The organism is Lysinibacillus sp. FSL M8-0337 (genome assembly GCF_038593855.1).
Taxonomy (GTDB): domain Bacteria; phylum Bacillota; class Bacilli; order Bacillales_A; family Planococcaceae; genus Lysinibacillus; species Lysinibacillus sphaericus_D.
Window position 1 is genome coordinate 1,821,127 of record NZ_CP151996.1, and the last position, 19,574, is coordinate 1,840,700.

The following is a 19,574-nucleotide window of genomic DNA, read 5'->3' on the forward strand; positions in this document are numbered from 1 at the left end:
TTGCTATTTAAGTGATTGTACCTATAAAAGAGTGTTAGATTGAATAAATGTCAATCTAACACTTTTTCTTATTTTTATATTCAGAAATAATATATGCAGAAAATTTATTCAATTTAATTTATAATGTTACTTATGATTGTTATAAGGAGAAGGTGAGCAAATGCACGAACTTTGGATGTTTACAGCAGTGGCGCTAATGATTGTTATGGTGCCTGGAGTAGATTCACTGCTAGTTTTAAAAAATACAATCGTACATGGCAAAAAAGCAGGCTTTTTTACAATGGTAGGGATTGTCCTAGCACTAATCGTGTGGACAACTTTAGCAGTACTTGGTCTTGCAACGATTATATCAAAATCAATGGTAGTATTTTTAGTGATAAAGTATGCTGGTGCAGCTTATTTAATTTATTTAGGTATTCAGTCATGGCGTGCAAGGGCACAAAATATGATGTTGCAAGAAGAGGTTACTATCAAAGAAAATGGAGAAAAAAATATGCCGCTTAGTTGCATGACCCAAGGCATTACAACGGACTTATTAAACCCAAAAACATTGCTATTATATGTAACATTAATGCCTCAATTTATTCAACCAAATTTTAATATTAACGCGCAATTAATAGTGTTAGCAGGCATTTTAATTGCCTTATCCATTGTTTGGCTTGGCATTGTCATTCTTGTGATGAATGTAATTCGCAAATGGTTTATGAAGCAGACTGTACAAGCAATGTTTAATAAAATAACAGGTGTAATGTTAGTAGGCATTGGTGTTCGCATTGCCACTGAAAAAGTATAGGAAAATTGAAAAAAAGCACGCAATGGTCAATTTCCATTGCGTGCATTTTATTACCCTTAGTAGGCAGTCCAACCACCATCTACGGCAATAACCTGACCATTTACAAAGCTCGCTTCATCTGAACCTAAGAATATAGCAAGTTGGGCAATTTCTTCTGGTTGTCCAGCCCGAGGATTGATGGACAAGCCAAGTGCCTGACGAGCCGCCCCGACTTCACTCATATTGGTCATTGTTGAGCCAATGTTAGTCATAACAGCACCTGGTGCAATCCCGTTGCAACGAATATTTTGATTGGCATACATAAAAGCTGTATTTTTTGTTAAGCCTACGACGGCATGTTTAGAGGCAGTGTAGGCAGCGCCTGCGCGAGCACCATAAAGTCCGCCAGCAGAAATATTATTAACAAAGACCCCATGCCCTTGCTCAAGGAAAATTTCTGTTGCCATACGCATAGAGCGCATAACAGCTGTTGTATTGACAGCAAATACTTTATCCCAACGCTCATCGGAAATTTCACCGACAGGCTCCATACCATCCATAATACCCGCGTTGTTAACTAAAATATCTAGTTTACCAAAATTGTTTTTGGTCTCATCAAATAAGCGTAGCAAGTCTTCTGCTAGAGCAACGTTTGTTTGTATAGCGATAGCTGTGCCACCAGACGCCTGAATACCATCCACAACAGCTTGCGCACCATCTAAATTTAAATCTGAAACAACGACTTTCGCACCTTCTTTAGCATAACCTTCTGCGATTGCTTTCCCCATACCTGATGCTGCACCTGTAACAATTGCTACTTTATTTTCTAATCTCATGTCAAAAGACCTCCTATTCTAACGATTAATTATTGAACATGTGTTCATTAAAATATTATAATATCCATGTAAGCGATTTCAATATGCAGAATTCATAGAACTGTTCAGTAAGCAACACATTTTAAAAAATTGTATAGTAAGGGGTAGAAAAAATTGACCGTGAACGATTTACGAGTAGTCAAAACAAAGCAGACGTTACATAATGCATTGCTCACGTTGCTAAGTGACAAACCGCTAGAAAATATATCGATTGCTGAAATATGTCGTGTGGCAAAAGTGAATAGGGGGACATTTTATTTACATTACGAACAAAAGGAAAAGTTGTTTGAAGAATATTTTCAGGAAATTGTTGAGGATTTATATCATGCTTATGAGGAACCTTACCGTGCAGCATCGACTATTATTAAAAACGAGCTAGATCCAAATACGATCCAGATTTTTCATCATATAGAGCGTTTTAAACTATTTTATCGCATTGTTTTTTCTAAAAATGTTCCGCTAACCTACTATTATATGTTGTTTGATGAAATACAATCGTTACTAAAAAGAGATTTAGCGCAAAATAAAATTGGGGAAATAAAGACGGATTTTTATAGTGCTTATCAAGCAAATGCCATAATTGGCATAATAATTGAGTGGTATCGGCATGATTTTGCGGAAAGTGCCAGTGAACTAAACAAGCAACTCGCTGCCATTTTACGGTTTGAAGAAAATAGTGGAAATCGCCACAAACAATAAAAAATCGCACTATACTTGAAATACTCGTAAACTAGCAAAGAAATGTTAGATTGAAAGCCATCAATCTAACATTTTCCTCTTTTGTTCAATTATTGAGCTGTAGGGCTTTAGGTTTTTTTAGTGCAACTGCTACGATTGCGATTGCTAGTGTAACAACGATAATCATACCTAATGAACTGCTATTACTTATCAAGCTTTCAGTGTTACCGCCAAAAATAATTGTATAGTAGCCGTCAGCACCGTATGTCGCTGGCAAAAGAGAAGCGAGGCGGTGGTAAAATTCTGAAAGCAACGCATTCGGTACGAGGACACCAGATGTAACAAGCTGCAATGACAGTGCACAAATATTAAAGACCATGCCAAGATTACCAAATAAGATAACAAAAACTTGTGCTAAACATAGGAAAGCCCAATACATAAAACCTTGGAATAAATAAATAGTAATTAAACTTTCATCACTCGAAATCGCAAATAGCTGCATTAAACCAATTGTTAGTAAGGGCAAAATAAATGCAACAGCAAAATTGAGCAGTTGTCTTGCAAAAAATAAAGACCATTTCGAAACGCTATCTTGAAGCATTTGCGCTGCTTGTTGGTGTTGCATAATCATCACCATTGCACCAACGAATGAAGAAATAATCACCATTAACGGGACAAAATTCGCAGCAAACTCTTTCACATCATTTGTTTTCATAATAGTCGATTCAACGATACGATCTTTTACACCCATAATGGTTGTCGTGACAGTATCCTGAACAAGCAAGGCGGTGTTTTGTTCTATTGGAAGTTGCGAGAATTGTTGTGAAAACGCTTTGACAATTTCTCCTTGCTGTACAGGATATAGCTGATGATTGATTTCATTTGTAGTCTGTTTTGCTACGCCTTCCATCATTGTTTTGGCAAGGCTTGCGTTCGCCTGATTAATAGAATAAATAATGTTTGCGTCTTTACCTGCTTTGAGCTGAGCAGTGAAGTCAGCAGGTATGTGAATCATCATATGAATATAACGGTTTTCCAAATCCTTTTCCGCCATATCAATGGAAGAATAGTCTTTGGACGCAAAGGGCAAAGACTCTTTAAGCCCATCTATCACTTCTTGCCCAAAGGCAGTATCCTCGCTAATATAGCCAATTGTTAAATTATCTGTTCGATCATTTATGCCATCATATGCTGTCATCCAAATAGAAAAAAATATTAATTGAAATGCAACTGTAGCGACAATGCCGATATAGGTTTCACGAATTTTAAATAATGCTTGTAATCCTTTTGTCATATCCTCTTATTGCCTCCTGATAAGTAAGTACTTGCTTGCATAGTAGGGAAAAATTTTTTCTAGGAAGTTAAACCCCTAGAAAAAATTGCAACACTTGTTTTTAACAGTTCTTCTGTTGGAAGGGTAGAAACGATTGTACCTAATCGAGCGCGTGAAATAAAGTGACCAAAATTAAGGGCTATAAGAGATAGTGCAGCCGCTTCAAAGTTGACCTCTCGAATTTTTCCTTTATGATGCATTTCCTTAAAGTAATGTATTAGTTCATTTTTAAAGAGTAAAGGCACATTTGCTATTTCAGCATTTATTTCAGGAAATTGCATCGATTCCTTAAAGCCAATCATCACAAAGTCCTTGATAGACATCATATATTCGAAATATTGCATTGAAAAGCGGGTTAAATCCGTTTCTAAATCCCATGTCACCTCTTCACGCATTGTTTTTTGCAAAATTGGGTTGTAAGAAAATTTGTCTACAATCGTTTTTAAGAGCCCCTCCTTATTGCCAAAATGGCGGAAAATAGTGACCTCATTGACTTGTGCTAAGTCTGCGATTGCCTTCGTTGTGGCTGCGGTATAACCTTTTTCGCTAATTAATTGTAAGGCTGCATCAATTATGCGTTGTGCTGTTTCTTTTGTTGCCAATAAACTAAGTCCTCCTATGCAAGTAGTTACTTACATGCTACCATGCGCTATTTAGATTGGCAATAAAAATAAAGCGCTAAATTATTAAAAAATGTAGGAAGTCGAACTCCAACGTTTGGTTCGTGGGTAAACAAGTATGGTATTTAAATGATTATGCCATACTATTCTATTATCGTTGTTGACAACTATATCGGACGTTGATATATTTTAATTATATCGTCAGCCGATATATTGTTAGACGATATATTGAAGGAGGTTTTAGTATGACACAGGAATATCCTCCGTTAACTGAGGGTGTTTATTATATTTTGTTGGCATTATTTGAAGCGCGTCATGGCTATGGCATTATGCAATTAGTGGAAGAAATGAGTAAAGGTCGTGTTCGTCTTGGCGCAGGTACAATATACGGCGCTATCAAAACATTGTTGGAGCGACAATGGATTGAGGCATTGGACGATGATGGACGCAAGAAGGAATATATAATTACAGAAAATGGGAAGAGAGTGGTTGAATACGAAATTTTGAGATTAAGGGAACTTTTTGACAATGGTATCCGTATAACGAATGGAAAAGCTTAAAAACGTATTTGCATGTAGGAGGTGTTGACATGAAAAAAATTAAATTTCGCTTTTTTTTAGATTATGAAAAAGAAGAGGCATGGGTAAATGAATTGGCTGCACAAGGATGGCATTTACAAAAAAACATAATAAGTTTCTTTGTATTTGAACAAGGCGAGCCAGGAAAGTATATTTACCGCAATGAATTAGTTGAAGGTAAAAAGAAAGATTATTATGAATTTTTGGAAACGATGAATATTGAATGCGTTTCTAAATTCGGTGTTTGGGCATATTATCGAAAAGAAGCGATTGATGGGGACTTTGAATTATTCTCAGACGCACCTTCTAAAATACAATATTTAAAATCAATCACTAGATTGTTTATCCCAATTGCGTTGCTCAATATTATCATTGGAATTTTCAATATCATTACGGGATTTACGGCGTCGCCAGTAGCGTTCATGTCTATTAATCTTGGCATCTTGAATATGGTGATGGCGCTGTTCATGTATGTACCGATTCGAAAAATTCAAAGACGTAAAAAGCATTTGGAACATGATTTACATATATTTGAGGGGTAGGGAGGATGAAAGATGACATTACAATTACAGCATGTCACAAAAAAATATAAAGATTTCACAGCGGTGGATAATTTAAATTTCACTATTGAGAAAGGTGAGATTTTTGGGCTTATTGGTCAAAATGGTGCGGGCAAAACAACGACTTTTCGTATGATCTTAGATTTACAGGAAACAACTGCTGGTACGATATCTTGGAATGGGAAGCCAGTCAATTCGATTAACCGAGATGTACTTGGTTATTTACCAGAGGAGCGTGGGATTTTTCCTACGATGAAAGTAGAGGACCAATTATACTTCTTTGGAGAACTGCGAGGCATGAAAAAAGCAGAGCTTAAAAAAGATATTGATTTTTGGATTAGCCGTTTTGACTTAGAAGAAAAGCGCAAAGATAAAGCAGAAACCCTATCAAAAGGCAATCAGCAAAAAGTACAGTTGATTGCAAGCTTTATTCATAAACCCCAATTTTTAATTTTAGATGAGCCTTTTAGTGGTCTTGACCCCGTAAATAAAGATTTACTAAAAGATGCCATTTTACTGTTAAAAGAACAAGGTACAACCATTTTATTTTCAAGTCACCAAATGGATAATGTGGAAGAACTTTGTGATCATTTATGTTTACTAAAGCGGGGCGTCTCCTTATTTTCCGGTAGTTTATTAGATTTAAAGAAACAATATGGGAAAACAAAGCTGTCTGTGCGTAGTAATTGGTCTACTACGGAATTACTTCAGCTCGAAGGTGTGAAAGATGTGCGTGTAGAAAAAGAGCAAACAGTGTTATTGCTTGAAGATGAACGTTTTGCAGAAAGTATTTTCCAACAGTTGTCAGCGGGCAAGTATATTGAAAAATTTAGTTTAGATTATTTAACATTGGACGAAATCTTTAAAGATAAGGTAGGTGGTACCGTTGTCGAAGTTTAGTTTGTTAATGAAGCAATTATACAAATCAAAATTAAAATCGAAATCATTTATATCAATGACCCTTCTATATGTAATTGCGATGTCCGTTGCTATTTTTTGGTCGGATATTAAGGAGCTTTTTACAGGCAATGATGAGGCGCAGCAAATTGCCATTGTTAATAATACGAGCGCAGATTTAAGCGGGATTTTTGTGTCCAATAGTGATATGACATTTATTCAAGATGAGTCAAATATTAAAAAGTTGGAACAACAAGTCAAGGACGGGAAGCTCGCCGCACTTGTTGAAGTAAGTGATCAGAACGGTCAATTGCATGCGGAAATTTCAACATTTCAACCGTTAAAGCTAAATGATCAATCGACGATATCATCTTTATTACAATATGCAGGTCAGCATTATGCTGTGCAAAAGCTATCTCTAACTTCAGACCAAGCCGCACAAATTATGGCAGCAAAAACGGTTATTTCAAATAAAAATTTAAATGAAGCATCTACTGGCGGAAAAAGTGAGGAAGAAAAGCAATCAGGGCTTTGGGTATCCTATGCTGTCGGTATTTTAATTTACTTCTTTATTTCTACGTTCCTATCAATGATTACAACTGAAATTGCTTCTGAAAAAGGCTCACGTGCGATGGAAATGCTATTAGTAAGTGTGAAACCAGCAACGCATTTTAAAGCAAAAATTGCAGGTGTCTTGCTGCTAGCTATGACGCAAATGGGCATTATTGCAGTAGTCTTCCTTATCTATGCAAAATTCGCGAAAAACGGTGTGATTTGGGAAATGGCGACAAGCATTGTGAAGGAGCTATCGGTTGGCTATGTGTTATATGCGATACTATTTTTAGTATTAACAATTATTTTATATTTAATAGTCGGTGCATTATTCGGCTCATTAGTATCGAAAGTAGAGGAAGCAGGTCAAGTATTGATGCCTGCAATGATGATTACCTTAATCGGTTTTTATGTGATGCTGTCAGGTATTGGCAATCCAGACACAATTATTATTAAAGTCTTCTCTTATATTCCGTTCACTTCTGGAATGGTGATGCCTATGCGTATTGGGGCAACAGATATTGGCATGATCGAGCCATTACTGTCCCTTGGTATTTTATTGGTGACTATTATTGTCGCTTATTTATTTAGCTTGTCATTCTATAAACGCAGTGTCTTAACGTATAGCACAGGCGGCGTAATTCAAAAGTTTAAAACCGTATTAAAAGTAACAACATAATGATGGAAAGAGGCTGGGACAAAGGAGAAGAAGTGTTAGATTGACTGCCATCAATCTAACACTTTTTTGCTATGCCGTTGTTGTCCGCTACGGCGGTGCTTTCCGCGGGCACACCGTAAGCCGCAACCCTCGCTAACGCGCGGTCTGTTGCGTCTAACATTATGTGCTGTTCCCGCTGGAGTACCGCCTTCGCTACCAACAACTAGTGAACACTTCTAATTTTTTAAATTGCAAAAGCAAGAATAGCTAAGGTCTCCATATAGCAAAAAATTATGAACACCTTTCGTCTGTTTCTTAAATTTTTTTAGTTATGTCCCAGCCCCTTTTTTTAATAATATAAAAAACGTTGATTTCCGTTCCAAGCGCTCCCTTTTTTGCAAGTACGGCTCCAACGGCGGACACCACAAAAATGGATTTTCTGCTCGTGCTGTTCCTGCTAGAGTGTCGTGCTTTCCACTGCAATCAATTGCTCCTGCCCATAAAAAAATCGAGGTAACTTTCATAAAAATACATCATATTTATTATAGTCAGCAGTCTGATAGCTACTAGAATGTGACTGTTTTCGACATCAATATACTAATTTTTAGAAAAGATGTAAGGTGAATTGAAGAATCAGTCGAATTTTTAGTTCAAACAAGCTATAATTTGTGGAGTAGTCATTTTGTTGAAGAAACGATAAGTGTCGCAATCTAACTTAACTTTCACGTAAACGCTTGAGATAGATGAAACTTTTTCATCTCGTAATCGTATGTAATAAAAGAGATAAATCGCAGGGGGTATTACTTATGTCTGAAATGAACAACGACTTGTTAAAATCAAAAGATCCATTCGCAACCGAAAATCCACTGCTACAACCTAACCCGTTGTTGCAGGCTGAATCAGTACAAACACCAACACTTATTTCTGAACAAGAGTTATCACAAATTGCACAAAATCAACTGGCATTAAAGAAAGATCCTGAAGTGCATGCACTTGCGCAAAAAATTGATGTGAAAGACCAAATCGCCATGTTAGAGCTAGGCAAAGAAACAGCGAATGGTATTTCTACATTTTCAGATAAAATGTTGGCAACAATGAGAGCGAGCAAACTTGAAGAATCCAGTGTTTTATTAAATAATTTAAATAAAGTAATGGATAAATTTGACCCGCAAGATTTTGCGGAAGAGAAAAAAGGCGGCTTCCTGACAAAGCTGTTTAGTAAAGGGAAAGAACAATTAGAAAGATTTTTATCGAAATATGACAGCATGAATAAAGAAGTCGATGTCATTTACCGTGAAATTCAAAAATATGAAGTTGAAATGAAACGAAATACAATCGACCTAGAAAATTTATATGACCAAAATTTAAACTATTTCCAAACGTTAAGTAAATTTATTGCAGCTATTGAAGTCAAGGCAGAAGAAGTACGTTCAGCCTTACCTATGTTAGAGCAAAAAGCGCAAACAGGTGACCAACTAGCAGCTATGGAATTTGAAACGATGCAACGTGCTGTAGAATTATTGGAACAACGACGTTATGACTTAGAAATGGCGCAGCAAGTATCATTCCAATCGGCACCGCAAATTCGCTTAATGCAACAAGGTAATAACCATTTAATCGGTAAAATCAACTCAGCCTTTGTTACAACAATTCCAATTTTTAAACAAGGTCTAATTCACGCTGTAACATTAAAGCGTCAAAAGCTAATTTCAGATTCAATGAGTGAACTGGATCGTCGTACAAATGAAATGCTTGTACGCAATGCTGAAAACATTAGTAAAAACAGCGTGAATATTGCCCGTGCCGCAGGTAGCCCAAGCATTAAAATTGAAACGATTGAAACAACATGGCAAACAATTATGGCAGGCATTCAAGAGACAAAACAAATTCAAGCAGAAACAGCAAGAAATCGCGAAGAAGGCCGTAAACGTATTGAAAAACTACAACTTGAATATGAAAAACTAAAAAAAATGTAATAATAAAACAGAAGACTGTAGACAAACTTGTACAAAATTCAAGTTTGCCTACAGTTTTTTTATTTTCACTAATATTTAAACTACATGTAGTTCTCTTGAGTGGAAAATCCCCTTACAAACGCCCATTCCGATGAAATTTTTCATTTATTTCACAGTTATTTTCAACTTATTTCATATTTTTACCGTATCATGGTGAATTGAAAGGAGATTGGAAACAATGAAAAAACTAGTCGTTTTAGGAATGATTTTGTTAAGTATTCTCGCTATCAATTTTATAGACAATAAGCACGACCTGAATGCGGAGGCAGCTAAGTCTAGTTTAGAAAAGGATGTACCTAATAATACAAATTGTGCATTTTGTAATATGGTTGTGTACCAAAAAAAAGACAAAATGGGTGTTTTTTCAGGACAGGCTATAAAGAAGAAAGGGAAGGTAGTTTATTACGACGACATTGGGTGCCTTTTATATGATGAAGTAAAAAATAAAGCAACTTATAAAAAGTATGTTCGTGATTTCAATACACTAAAGTGGGTTCAAGCTGAAAAAGCGACTTATGTTAGAACTACGCTAGCATCACCAATGGACGATGGGTTTATCTGTTTTGCAAAAGCATCTGATGCCAAGGCCTATGTTGCCAAACATTCAGATACAGAAATTGTTTCGTTTAAAACCGTACAAAAAGAGAGCATTGAAAAATATCAATAGGTATATAAAAAAGAGCTTAATTGTGAAAGGAACATATTAAAAATGAAAAATATTTTACGCGTTGGATTGCTTATATGTGTAATGGTAATAGCGTTTTTAACTGGTAATCAACATTCAACTGCCCTTGCAGCGATGACAGATGTGCAAGTGATTAAAGATGGAGAAGTCGTTTATTATAAAGATGTATTTTCAGCGTTATATGATGAATTAAATGAGGGGGTAACACGCACAAAAAATGTAAAGGATTTTAGTACAAAAAGATGGGTTCCGTTAGATTCGGTTACAATCGTTAAATTAAATGCATTAAAAAATATTTATTTCGCAAAAGAAGTAGCGGCAGATAATTATATTAAGACGTATCAAGAGAAAAATAATAGTACTTTGAAGAAAGTTAAATTCAGTACAATTCAAGCGAGTGCTGAGGAAAAATATAATAAAGAAGCACCTAGCCTTGACTTGAATGTAAGTAAAACAACACCGACGACGACAGATGTGACAGTGAATGTAGCTGTTACAGATAATGAGAAAGTAATCTTGAAACAATGGGCAAAGGGTGCAAAGCCAGCAAATCAATTTTCAGAAACCGATACAACATTCACAGAGAACGCATTTACAGTAAGTGAAAATGGAACGTATACGGTTTTTGCTATAGACAATAATGGTAACAAAAGAACGAAATCCATAACAATCACAAATATTGATAAAGCGGCACCAACCATTACATTATCAATTCCTGAAAGCGATGTAACAGCGGTTAGTAAAAAAATCCAAGTTTTAACCACAGATGATAATGAAATCCAAAATCAGAAATGGGCTTATGGAGATAAAGACATCGAATACTTTATGGATAAAGGTTCAAAAATTGCCACTTTGCAAAATGAGAAACAAAAAGATAAAATTATTGCGCTGAAAAATGGCGTTTATACAGTATATGCAGAAGATAAATTAGGCAATAAAGCAGTAAAAACAATTACGATTGATGGCATTTCTGAATTTACAGAAGTAACACAAACGGGGGTTCATTGTGAAGTTTGCCGTATGGATCTACATAATACTGACCCAAATAAAGTGTACGCTGCCAAAGCAATTGACCAAGAAGGATATACGCATTATTTTTGTAGAATTGGATGTATGTACCATCAAGAACATTCAAATGGTTTAGCATTTACGAATAAATATGTTCGCGATTATGGCACAACAGCACCACGCATAAATAACTGGATTGATGTTGAAAAGGCGATAACGGTAAAATTTAATAGTAGTGAAACAGCTAAAGGCATTATGGGATGGAAACTATTCCACTTCTCTGATTTATCAAGTGCAGCAAACTACTTAGGTATGAGCAAAGAACATGTAGTGGCTGAAAAATTAGAAAATATTATGGAATATACAAAAACGAATAATAAGGGCATGAATTATCAATATGAGGTTGATAAAATAGCGCCGTAATATACGTTTGTCATTGAGACTAAATACCAAAAGCGAAAACTCCAGTATCGTATTTGTTGTTGAGACAAATCACGATAGGAGTTTTCGCTTTGTGTGATTATATGTAGCCATATATTATCCTTATTTACACTGGAGGTATTACTTTTGTGGTTAAAAATATGATTTCCATCATGATGATTATCACTTTAATAACGATTGTTGCTATTAATGTGAAAAAGCCAATCGATGAAAAAGAAACAATGAAAACAGAAGAAACAGCGCAAACTGAAACCAGTGCTCCGAATGCAACAGAGGGTACGCAAAATCAAGTAGAGTATAGAGCACCCAATTTTGAGTTGCAAACGTTAAAAGGTGAAACAGTCCACTTATCCGATTATGTAGGTAAAAAGGTATTTTTAAATTTTTGGGCAACGTGGTGTCCGCCGTGTCAAGAAGAAGTGCCACATATGCAAAAGATTTACGAAGAATATCAAAATCAAGGGGTAGAAATTTTAGCAGTTAACGTAACAAATAAAGATAAGGGAAAAGAGGTAGTTGCGCAATTTGTGAAGGAACATGGTATGACTTTTGACATTATGTTAGATGAAGAAGGGTTTGTAGGAAGTAAATATCAAGTTATTACACTGCCAACGACTTATATAATTGATACAAAAGGAAACATGGTAAATATCATTGAAGGGCCAATGAATGAGGCATTAATGAAAGAATTGATTAACACGACTAAATAATAAAAATGGACGATGTCATACTCCTATTTTTCTTTGTTGGAAGATAAATCGAATGGTTTAGTAAGCGCTACTTATATTTAAGTAGCGTATTTTTATTGAAGGATGCTGACACGGCTATGCAGATAAACTGCGACAAACTGAAGTTCATCTAATAGTTTCGTATATACATGTCATAGACTAACTATTTTTTAATGTTCCTGTTCTAACTATTAACATTTGTCAGTATTAGGTTGTTTTTTTCTTTAGTATTTTTAATTTGAATGTATTTATATGAGAGAAAATTAGTATCTCACAATGGAAGGATGTCAACCCAACTTGCATTGTAAATTATATACGTACATTTTTATTTTTTTGCAATTGAGGAGTGATAAATCATAACTACATAATAGGCCAATAGATATGGTTGAAATGAAAATGTTAATTATAGGTATATTATATTATTTTATGTAAACATTCTAAAAATTTAACCAATTTAATCTATTTTGCAGTAATGTAATGTTTGAAGTTAAAAATTTTAAAGGATGGTGTTATGGATGGAACCATATGTCGGAGAAATTCGAATGTTTGCAGGTAACTATGCTCCACAAGGATGGAGCTTGTGCAATGGCCAGCTCTTACCTATTGCAGAAAATGAATTGCTCTTTTCTTTAATTGGTACGACTTATGGAGGAGATGGACAATCGAATTTTGCTTTGCCAAATTTTCAAAGTAGAGTCGTTGTTCACCAAGGGCAAAACCTAATAACTGGGACTAATTATACTATAGGGCAAATAGGGGGGACGGAATCTGTCACTTTAAGTACATCACAACTTCCAGCTCATACGCACCTAGTAAAAGCTTCCTCCCTTACTGGTACGACACCTAGTCCTGAAAATGCTGTTTGGGCGAAAAACATGCAATATTCGACACAACCACCAAATAGCACAATGAAGGCAACAAGCATTTCAAGTGTTGGCGGAAATGCGCCTCATGACAATGTAATGCCCTTTTTAACCATTAGTTATATAATCGCTCTTTACGGAATGTACCCATCATTTAATTAGGAGGAAAAAAGATGATTGAAGCATTTGTAGGTGAAATCAAATTATTTAGCTTTGCAGGCGTTCCAAATGGATGGGCATTATGTAATGGACAATTATTACAAATTAATACAAATCAAGCCTTGTTTTCCTTATTGGGCACAACTTTTGGAGGTGATGGCATTCGAACATTCGCCTTACCTGATTTAAGAGGAAGGGTTCCAGTTCATGTAGGTAACGGTGTGACAATAGGACAAAAAGCTGGACAAGAAACGCATATGTTAACCTTGAATGAAATGCCGAAGCATAACCATACTGTCACAGCTAGTTCGGATAATGCTTCATTGAAAGTGCCTACTGGTAATGTATGGGGCACATCCTCTGATACTGTCTATTCAGTTAATGAGCCAAATACAAATATGAATGCACAAGCTTTATCAACATCTGGCAATTCACAGCCGCATCAAAATATGCAGCCATACAGTGTGGCGAATTATTGCATAGCTTTAGTTGGCATTTATCCACCAAGAAATTAAAGAAAAAGGAAGTGAAGAAATCATGTCAGAAGCCTACACGGGAGAAATTCGAATATTTGGTGGTAATTTCGCGCCACAAAATTGGGCATTTTGTAATGGTCAGTTACTAAGCATAGCTTCGAATAGTGCGTTATTTGCCATCTTAGGTACCGTTTATGGAGGAGATGGAAAGACAACCTTTGCTTTACCCAATTTAAATGGGAGGGCAGCGATTCATCAAGGAACAGGTGCAGGATTAACGCCAAGAAATATCGGAGCAGCTGGAGGTTCTGCTACTGTTACATTACTAACAACAGAAATGCCTAGTCATCATCATATGGCTGTTTGTAACAATGTACCAACAGCAAGTAATGAGCCAACGGGAGCAATCTGGACCGAACAGCAAGGTAGGGGCTCACTCCCTGCTTATTCAGTTTCAGGAAATACAACCATGAATGTGATGACGATCGATCAAGCAGGTGGAAGTCAACCACATAATAATATGCAACCATATTTGGGTTTGAATTTCATTATTTGTTTATTTGGAGAGTTTCCTCCTAGAAACTAGGAATTATTTTGTCGAAGGGTGTGAATCAACTAAAAAGGAGAAGCAAAAATGGGGAAAAAGATTTTTATAATCATGTTATGTTTGCTGTTGATGACTTTTAGCCAATTGACTGGGATCAGTTTTTTGTCACCTGTTCAAGTGGAGGCGGCTAGTTGTGATACACCGAATTTTCCTAAGTGTACACAAGATTTAACACAACCTACATGGCTAACTGATACGAATAATGGCTTTGTAGTAAGTCGTACTGGTGATGATGGTTTTGATTTATTAAAGTATAGTGATGGGACACAATTTCCTGCTGGGTATTATATTGATGCAAATGAATATTCGCCACCAAAATCAATTCGAATTTCCGCTGGCGAAAACTTTGCGGGCGGTGTCTTTAATTTAAAATCATTAAAGATTAATACAATTAATAAACATAACGCAAACGATGCGCTAAGTTTAACGATTCAAGGATATGATCAAGACGGAAATCTAAAAGGAAGTCCCGTAACCTTTAAGACCGTTGCCTTTCATGAACCAATTTATGATATTCCAGTAAATTTAGAGGGCATTCACTCATTTGTCATTACTGTCAGTGTACAGTATATAGCTACTGTACAGGCGGGGATATGGGATGTAACATTTACACATTTTACAATCGATATTCCTAATAATCCGCCAACCGTTACCAATAGCGCAATTACTGCGTCAAATATCAATGCATCTGAAGTACAGTTGGACTGGGTGAAAGCATCTGACGATTTAACAGCTCAAGGAGATTTAGAATACCGTGTCTATCAATCTAGTAGTAATAATATTGATACGGTTAGTGCCATTGAATCCAATGGAACAGCTTTAGGAAGCGGTTATGCTAAAGATATTATGTCCTATAATGTTACAGGACTTACTGCCAATACAAGCTATTATTTCAATGTTATTGTTAAAGATGCTGATGGCTCCAAGAGTGCTTATACGATGCAGCAGGTCACAACACTTACATTAAATAAACCACCGACATCCAGTAATGGAACGGTAAATGTCAATGAAGGTCAAGTGTATACATTTAATACGACTTCCTTTGCTTTTTCTGATGAAGATGCTGGTGACACATTAAAACAGATTCAAATCTCTGCCATTCCAACTAGTGGACAACTTTTCCTTGATAGCAATCTGAATGAACAGTTCGATGCTGCCGAGGCCATTACAAATGGTATGGCAGTTAGTAAAGTTGACTTAGATGCAGGGAAGTTAAAATATATTACCGACAATGGTGTTGCTTCCTCTTTTGCATTTAAGGTAAGCGATGGCATGAATGATAGCGGTGTCTATACGATGAATCTTATTGTCAAAGCACGTCCTAACGTGACAATTTCATCAAATAAGACTAGCCCAACTAATAGCAATCCGATTCTTATAACGACGGTATTCAGTGAGTCAGTAACAGGTTTTACGGTCAATGATATAGCTGTAACAAATGGTATTGCTACCTCTCTAACAGGAAGTGGTACCACATATACAGCACAAATATCACCTATTGCAGACGGAACTGTGAAAATCAAAATTCCTGAAAAAGTTGTTACTAATAGTAGTGGTGCATTCAATAAAGCTTCCAATGAATTACAAATAATTTATGATGCTACACCACCTACCAATATTGCGCTTAGTAATACGACGGTACAAGAAAAGGCGCCCATCGGTACAACTATTGGGACATTGGTAGCAACAGATTCAGGAAGTTCAGCAACATTCACATATGCATTACAGTCAGGGGATACAAGCTTCTTTACGATTGATGGAAATGTATTAAAGACAAATGCGCTGTTTGTCTACGATACGAAAAATAGTTATAAGATTACGATAAGCGTAACAGATGAGGCTGGCAATACGTTTGATAAGGAGTTTATAATCCAAATTACTAAAAATCACGCGCCTACAGGCACAATGACCATTAATAATGGACTAGCATCTACAAGTACTCCTAACGTTACCTTAACAATGACGGCAATGGATATAGAAGGAGAAGCGATAGAAATGCGCTTTTCGAATGATGGGATTACTTGGTCCGGTTGGGAGCCAAACATATCTACGAAAAGTTGGACATTATCAAATGGGGATGGTAGTAAAACGGTTTATATGCAACTAAAGGATACGGCTGGTAATCTATCGAATGCATTTTCAGATACGATTGTGCTCGATACAACGCCTCCAGTTATAACAGGTGTTGCCAATAGTGGGGTTTACAACACCGACGTAACGATAAGCTTTAATGAAGGAACTGCTACCTTAAATGGAGCTCCCTTCACAAGTGGCACTATTGTAAAGTCAACCGGAAATTATACTTTGGTTGTAATAGATAGCGTAGGTAACACGACTACCGTTGCTTTTGCGATTGATAAAGTGCTGCCACAAGCAGTAGAAGTGACCATTAAATCGACTAATCTAGATTCGACAAAGGCAAAGGTAGGCGATACTATCACATTAGCAATGAAAACAGATAAGACGATTCAAACACCATCTGTTACCATTGCTGGAAAACCAGCTACTGTAAGTGGCGCTTCGACGAACTGGCAGGCGACTTATGTGGTAGCGCATGGTGATTTAGAGGGCATAGCACCTTTTACCATCAATTTCAAAGATGTGCTAGGTAATGCAGCCATAGAGGTAACGGACGTAACGGATAGTAGCTTTGTTACAGTTGATGGCGTAAAACCAACTGTAAAGAAGGGTACTATGGTGTCAACTAATGCTAATCCAACAGTTGCAAAGGTCAATGATAGTATCACAATCGATTTTGAGACAAGTGAGGCAATTCAATCGCCAAATGTTACGATTCTAGGACAAACAGCAAATGTAAGCGATAAAGGTGATGGGGATGCTAAAACATGGCAAGCAAGCTATACGCTAAAGTCAGGTGATGCAGAGGGACCGATTCCTTTTACAATAGATTATCAAGATTTAGCGGGGAATGATGGCTTACAAGTGACAGACGTTTCATCAGGAACAGTTGTCGTGTTTGATAAAAAGGCTCCTGAAATAACAACCTATTTCCCTGCGCATCAGGCAACGAATGTACAGCCTACAGATAATCTTGTGTTAACATTTAATGAAAAGGTCTTGCCAGTTACGAATAAAAATATTGTTATTCGCAATGCTACTACAAATCAACTTGTTGAAACGATTGATGTTACACATGCCAATGTTTCAATCGCGAATCACAGCGTGACCATAAATCCTACAAAGGATTTTAATAATAACACGGCTTATAGCATTCAAATTGATGCAGGAGCATTTAGCGATTTGGCTGGTAATGTGTATGACGGCATTACCAATAATACGACTTGGTATTTTACAACAAGCGCATTACCAACATATACCGTTATGTATGACAGCAACGGAGCGGATGGGGGGAACGTGCCTATCGATTCGAAGCGTTATAAAACACAGGAAACAATAACTGTGTTAAATAATGGGGATTTAACTAAAGCTAGATTTTCATTTGTAGGCTGGAATACGAAAGCTGATGGAAAAGGCGTTACTTATAAAGCAGGGCAAACGCTTCAAATGGGGAAAGGGAACCTTGTATTGTATGCGGTATGGTCTCCAAACTATGTACCAGGAGATGGAGGATCATCAACATCAACATCAAGTCCTGACCCCGTTGTACCAAGTAATCAATTTATGGTGAATGTAGTAGATCCGCGTTTGCCTAACGAGGTGCTCTTGCAAACCGTGTTAACACGCGTATTTCTTAACGGTAGTTTCCAAGATAGCGTGAATTTTACGGTGGCCAATGCAAACGAGTTTCTTCGAAAATTAGCGAATCAAGAAGATAAAAAATCTCGACTTGTCATTCCCGATATGGCGCAACCAGCAAGTGAGACAAAGGTGATACTTGCTAGAGAGGCAGCTAAACGATTACTAGAGGGCAAATCCTATTTTGGTATTGATATGACGATGGTCAAAATAGATGTTCCCTATACTTCTATGGCTGACTTCAATGAAGATATTTACTTCCGAATCGTTCCGATTAAGGATGCCCTACGGCAAAAAGCAATCGAAGACCGAGCGAAACAAGCGGAAATAGTGTTACAACAGAGTCATGGCGCTAATGTAAAGCTTGTTGGTCAGTCAATCTCGATTGACACAAATCTACAAAATCGTCCGGTAACAGTGCTACTACCATTACCAGCGAATTTAACTTCAGCTCAACGAGAACAATTAATGGTTTACGTAGAGCATAGTAATGGTTCAGTCGAAATCATCCGTGGACGAATTGTAGAATTTGCGAAAGGGCAAACAGCGATTGCTTTTGATGTGCAGCATTTTTCTACTTTTACATTACTAAATGTAGAACAAGCGCATGAAGAACAACCCGAAAAGGAACCTACAGAAGTGAACAAGTCATTTGCTTCTTATATTCAAGGCTACGCAGATGGTACATTCCGTCCGAATGCCTATGTCACACGTGCGCAAATGGCAGCAATGCTAGCAAGAAACCTAAGTAATCATAATGTACCAGAAGCGTCTAATGTTTTTTATGCAGATACAGCTGCTTCGTGGGCAAAAAATGATATAGAGTATGTTCGTACCGAAGGAATTATGCAAGGTCGTCAAAATGGTTCATTTGGTCCGAACGATATGATAACGAGAGCCCAAATGGCGGTCATTGCTGTAAGGTGGATTGATAAGCAATGTGCAGAAGGAACTACAGATACGCCGTATTGTGAAATAACAGCAAATGGCGAAACATACAGTGACGTGGCATCTACGCATTGGGCTGCACAGGAAATCCAACGCATAAGCTCGATGGGTATTATGGTTGGCTCAGGGAATGGTCAATTTAGACCTGAAGAGAAACTAACGCGTGCACAGGCGGTAAAAGTCCTTAATCGACTTTTCAATCGTCCAGTATTGACAGATAGCACAGTACCAATCTTTAAGGATATTCCAAGCAATCACTGGGCTTTCTATGAAATTCAAGCCGCAGCAACAAATGAAACAAAATAAGGACATTACATTATCTTCTATTATGATGCTATTAGCTGGCGGTTTTTAATAATCGCCAGCTATTTTAATGTTCACCCGATTTCCCCTCACTACTCTCC

At 36.8% G+C, this 19,574-nt stretch carries 17 protein-coding genes; 14 read left to right on the forward strand and 3 right to left on the reverse strand.

Features of this window, described 5'->3' with window-relative positions:
* Nucleotides 1-160 precede the first annotated feature (160 nt).
* The gene (locus tag MKY08_RS08480) at nucleotides 161-793 is read left to right on the forward strand and encodes a LysE family translocator (protein ID WP_069511366.1); all 633 of its coding nucleotides are present in this window, start codon (nucleotides 161-163) and stop codon (nucleotides 791-793) included.
* A gap of 56 nt (nucleotides 794-849) precedes the next feature.
* On the opposite strand, the gene MKY08_RS08485 is transcribed toward MKY08_RS08480, so the two are convergent.
* Nucleotides 850-1,608 (reverse strand): SDR family oxidoreductase, encoded by a 759-nt coding sequence (locus MKY08_RS08485; protein ID WP_069511364.1) that lies wholly within the window; start codon nucleotides 1,606-1,608, stop codon nucleotides 850-852.
* Between the two features lie 153 nt (nucleotides 1,609-1,761).
* On the opposite strand from MKY08_RS08485, the gene MKY08_RS08490 reads away from it, so the two are divergent.
* Complete coding sequence (locus MKY08_RS08490; RefSeq protein WP_069511362.1) at nucleotides 1,762-2,346, forward strand: TetR/AcrR family transcriptional regulator; 585 nt, start codon at nucleotides 1,762-1,764, stop codon at nucleotides 2,344-2,346.
* 85 nt (nucleotides 2,347-2,431) lie between these two features.
* Here MKY08_RS08490 and MKY08_RS08495 read toward each other — a convergent pair whose 3' ends face one another.
* Together MKY08_RS08495 and MKY08_RS08500 are read right to left on the reverse strand one after the other, a co-directional pair.
* Nucleotides 2,432-3,619: an ABC transporter permease gene (locus tag MKY08_RS08495; RefSeq protein WP_069511360.1), complete on the reverse strand. Its 1,188-nt coding sequence runs from the start codon at nucleotides 3,617-3,619 to the stop codon at nucleotides 2,432-2,434.
* A gap of 59 nt (nucleotides 3,620-3,678) precedes the next feature.
* Nucleotides 3,679-4,260, reverse strand: coding sequence for a TetR/AcrR family transcriptional regulator (locus MKY08_RS08500; protein ID WP_069511358.1), 582 nt, complete (start codon nucleotides 4,258-4,260; stop codon nucleotides 3,679-3,681).
* 263 nt (nucleotides 4,261-4,523) lie between these two features.
* Here MKY08_RS08500 and MKY08_RS08505 point away from each other — a divergent pair, with 263 nt between their 5' ends.
* From MKY08_RS08505 to MKY08_RS08560, 12 genes are all read left to right on the forward strand, one after another.
* On the forward strand, nucleotides 4,524-4,838 hold the full coding sequence (locus MKY08_RS08505) for a helix-turn-helix transcriptional regulator (protein WP_069511348.1): 315 nt from the start codon (nucleotides 4,524-4,526) through the stop codon (nucleotides 4,836-4,838).
* Between the two features lie 29 nt (nucleotides 4,839-4,867).
* Nucleotides 4,868-5,398: a DUF2812 domain-containing protein gene (locus MKY08_RS08510; protein ID WP_069511346.1), complete on the forward strand. Its 531-nt coding sequence runs from the start codon at nucleotides 4,868-4,870 to the stop codon at nucleotides 5,396-5,398.
* Nucleotides 5,399-5,410: 12 nt separating this feature from the next.
* On the forward strand, nucleotides 5,411-6,316 hold the full coding sequence (locus MKY08_RS08515) for an ABC transporter ATP-binding protein (protein ID WP_069511344.1): 906 nt from the start codon (nucleotides 5,411-5,413) through the stop codon (nucleotides 6,314-6,316).
* Nucleotides 6,294-7,544: an ABC transporter permease gene (locus MKY08_RS08520; protein WP_342534876.1), complete on the forward strand. Its 1,251-nt coding sequence runs from the start codon at nucleotides 6,294-6,296 to the stop codon at nucleotides 7,542-7,544. The genes MKY08_RS08515 and MKY08_RS08520 overlap by 23 nt, the downstream gene beginning before the upstream one ends.
* Before the next feature lie 785 nt (nucleotides 7,545-8,329).
* Nucleotides 8,330-9,499 (forward strand): toxic anion resistance protein, encoded by a 1,170-nt coding sequence (locus MKY08_RS08525; protein ID WP_024363515.1) that lies wholly within the window; start codon nucleotides 8,330-8,332, stop codon nucleotides 9,497-9,499.
* Nucleotides 9,500-9,716: 217 nt separating this feature from the next.
* Entirely contained in the window at nucleotides 9,717-10,205 is a 489-nt protein-coding gene (locus MKY08_RS08530; protein WP_024363523.1) for a nitrous oxide reductase accessory protein NosL, read from the forward strand.
* Nucleotides 10,206-10,247: 42 nt separating this feature from the next.
* Nucleotides 10,248-11,654 (forward strand): nitrous oxide reductase accessory protein NosL, encoded by a 1,407-nt coding sequence (locus MKY08_RS08535; RefSeq protein WP_069511049.1) that lies wholly within the window; start codon nucleotides 10,248-10,250, stop codon nucleotides 11,652-11,654.
* Between the two features lie 146 nt (nucleotides 11,655-11,800).
* Nucleotides 11,801-12,382 (forward strand): redoxin domain-containing protein, encoded by a 582-nt coding sequence (locus MKY08_RS08540; protein WP_069511051.1) that lies wholly within the window; start codon nucleotides 11,801-11,803, stop codon nucleotides 12,380-12,382.
* A 533-nt stretch (nucleotides 12,383-12,915) separates the two neighbouring features.
* Entirely contained in the window at nucleotides 12,916-13,425 is a 510-nt protein-coding gene (locus tag MKY08_RS08545; RefSeq protein ID WP_069511053.1) for a tail fiber protein, read from the forward strand.
* An 11-nt stretch (nucleotides 13,426-13,436) separates the two neighbouring features.
* Nucleotides 13,437-13,937, forward strand: a complete 501-nt coding sequence (locus MKY08_RS08550; RefSeq protein ID WP_069511055.1) for a tail fiber protein — start codon at nucleotides 13,437-13,439, stop codon at nucleotides 13,935-13,937.
* A gap of 22 nt (nucleotides 13,938-13,959) precedes the next feature.
* Nucleotides 13,960-14,484, forward strand: coding sequence for a tail fiber protein (locus tag MKY08_RS08555; protein WP_069511057.1), 525 nt, complete (start codon nucleotides 13,960-13,962; stop codon nucleotides 14,482-14,484).
* A 48-nt stretch (nucleotides 14,485-14,532) separates the two neighbouring features.
* Entirely contained in the window at nucleotides 14,533-19,476 is a 4,944-nt protein-coding gene (locus MKY08_RS08560; RefSeq protein WP_069511059.1) for an S-layer homology domain-containing protein, read from the forward strand.
* Nucleotides 19,477-19,574: the final 98 nt, after the last annotated feature.